Raw genomic sequence first — 1840 nt, forward strand, 5'->3', positions numbered from 1 at the left:
TAGCCATGTTTTTGCTGGTTTTCTGCCCCGAAACAAGCTATAATGGTCTAAAGGTCAAATTTGAAAATTTTTGCCTCAAACCCTATCTGCGTAAGAACTTCAGGATTTTGTGTCCAGTAGTTCATTAGTATTTTATTGCTTTAACTCAGGCTCTGTAAGACTTTTAGCCATAGCTAGTATGTTTATACGGGGGAAGTCCAGTTATACGAACAAGCTGAACCTTGGTGGGAGCAATGTTTAGAAGTAACTCGCCGCCGATTGGGAGAAGAACATCCTGATGTGGCAGATTCCCTCAACAATTTAGCCTTATTGTACAAATCCCAAGGAAGATACGAAGATGCTGAACTCCTGACTGACGGACACATTTTTCAATACAAAGACAAGTACTGTTATGTGAAAGCCTCAAACTCCTGAATAAAAGAAAAGGTAATTTTGCCATAATAATCCTGACGAGCTTTGCGAGAAGCAAAACAGGGAAAAGGGTCAACAGAAAATAAGTGGTCAAGTCGCAAGAAGGGACGCGCCTTATGAACAACTCCCGCCAGCCAACGTAAACCAATTTTCCAATAACTCAAACCACGCCGAAAATGAGCATCAACCTGACGGCGAGAGCCAGATTGTTGAACCGCCATGCCAGTTAAAGTAGCAAAGAGAATAGAAATGGCAACAATGAGATAGAGACGTTCTCAACAAGCAGCAGAGCGAACACGAGAATGTTCCCAGTCAAAAACGCCCGATTTACTGTCGAGAAAGAGATGTTCAATGGGAAAACGAAGACCATACTGCCAGAAGGTGTCAAGGGTAGGAGGTTCATGGCTCAGAATTGCCCAATTATCCTTAACCCCTGGAACGGAGGCTAAAGCAAGATGAGCAGTGATTCTAGCCTCCTGCCAGACTTGAACGTTGCGATAAAAGCAGGCTTGCCGTTTGGGAGGATAGAGTTCTCTGACCTCATAGCCAAAACCCCGACGGCGAACACCGTAAATGAGGGTATCGCAAGGTAAGCGAAGACACCAATGCCAAGTATTTTTCCTGAGCCATTGAATTAATTGCTGATTGGCAAAGCCTCGGTCGGCTAACAGCATGACATTCTCAAAGCCCTGAAGATAGCCTTTGGCTCTGTCCAACAAGGGTTCGTATTTCTCAAAAGCTAGGCTGGCACTACCATGTTCTAATCCCATCCACATCAAGGGGACGGCTCTCCCCCCGCAGACCACCGCTAGATAGACAAAGCAGTATTGATTCCACAACAGAGTGGTATCTATTGCTAGATACAGTCTTTCCCCCTTCTCCTTCCAAGTCTCGATGGCTTTCAATATTAAGGGGATGTATATCTTTTCCACCGCTACTCTTCCATTCTGGCAAAAGCGATTCCACCGTCTCTGATAACTATTGGCTTGTTCGGCTCTGCTTTGTACAAAGGGTTCCCATCTGGCTTGATTGAGACTTTGACTACTGAGTAGGGCTGTCACCATCCAACTGAGGACGGTTAAATGTCTTTTATCCACAAATCGGCTTCCTTGTTCTAGATAGGAATAAACTTGGGAGAAGATTCTGTTCTCGGTTTTCATCTTGTAGGGATTCTTGCTTTTTCCCTATCTACCCATAGCTTTTTCTTTTTGGCAACCCTTGTCTTGTCAGGTTTTGACCCACTTGTGTCCGTCAGTCAGGACCGAGTTGACTATGCTATAGCAATGGGAACTAATAACCAATTAAAGTTACGAGCCTCAGATATAATTGAGAAATCTAAGAGAGATTATGAACAGAGACTTGAACCTGTAGTTGAATTAATGGAGACGCTTTTTGCGAAAGAAGAAGACTTAGAATTGGTCAGAAAATT

3 protein-coding genes and 2 pseudogenes are annotated in these 1840 nt (G+C 43.8%); 3 read left to right on the forward strand and 2 right to left on the reverse strand.

Annotated elements, in window-relative coordinates; all coding sequences use genetic code 11:
* Nucleotides 1-213: 213 nt before the first annotated feature.
* Both O9323_RS14465 and O9323_RS14470 read left to right on the forward strand, forming a co-directional pair.
* Nucleotides 214-285, forward strand: a pseudogene (locus O9323_RS14465) (tetratricopeptide repeat protein); the annotation flags it as partial.
* Nucleotides 280-414: a tetratricopeptide repeat protein gene (locus tag O9323_RS14470; protein WP_288125329.1), complete on the forward strand. Its 135-nt coding sequence runs from the start codon at nt 280-282 to the stop codon at nt 412-414. The pseudogene O9323_RS14465 and the gene O9323_RS14470, both read left to right, overlap by 6 nt.
* On the opposite strand, the gene O9323_RS14475 is transcribed toward O9323_RS14470, so the two are convergent.
* Together O9323_RS14475 and O9323_RS14480 are read right to left on the reverse strand one after the other, a co-directional pair.
* Nucleotides 390-632 carry a hypothetical protein gene (locus O9323_RS14475; protein ID WP_002756332.1) on the reverse strand — a complete coding sequence of 81 codons (243 nt, stop codon included), beginning with the start codon at nt 630-632 and terminating at the stop codon, nt 390-392. The genes O9323_RS14470 and O9323_RS14475 overlap by 25 nt on opposite strands.
* A gap of 54 nt (nt 633-686) precedes the next feature.
* Nucleotides 687-1571: a transposase gene (locus tag O9323_RS14480; RefSeq protein ID WP_002795306.1), complete on the reverse strand. Its 885-nt coding sequence runs from the start codon at nt 1569-1571 to the stop codon at nt 687-689.
* 93 nt (nt 1572-1664) lie between these two features.
* On the opposite strand from O9323_RS14480, the pseudogene O9323_RS14485 reads away from it, so the two are divergent.
* Nucleotides 1665-1840 (forward strand): annotated as a pseudogene (locus O9323_RS14485) (IS1380 family transposase); the annotation flags it as partial.

Origin of the sequence: Microcystis sp. LE19-131.1A (assembly GCF_027532015.1) — a bacterium.
Lineage (GTDB): Bacteria > Cyanobacteriota > Cyanobacteriia > Cyanobacteriales > Microcystaceae > Microcystis > Microcystis ichthyoblabe_A.

Excerpts from the sequence above, each read along its gene's own strand:
- O9323_RS14480 (WP_002795306.1), bottom strand. The coding sequence starts at position 1,571 with ATGAAAACCGAGAACAGAATCTTCTCCCAAGTTTATTCCTATCTAGAA.
- O9323_RS14475 (WP_002756332.1), bottom strand. The coding sequence starts at position 632 with ATGGCGGTTCAACAATCTGGCTCTCGCCGTCAGGTTGATGCTCATTTT.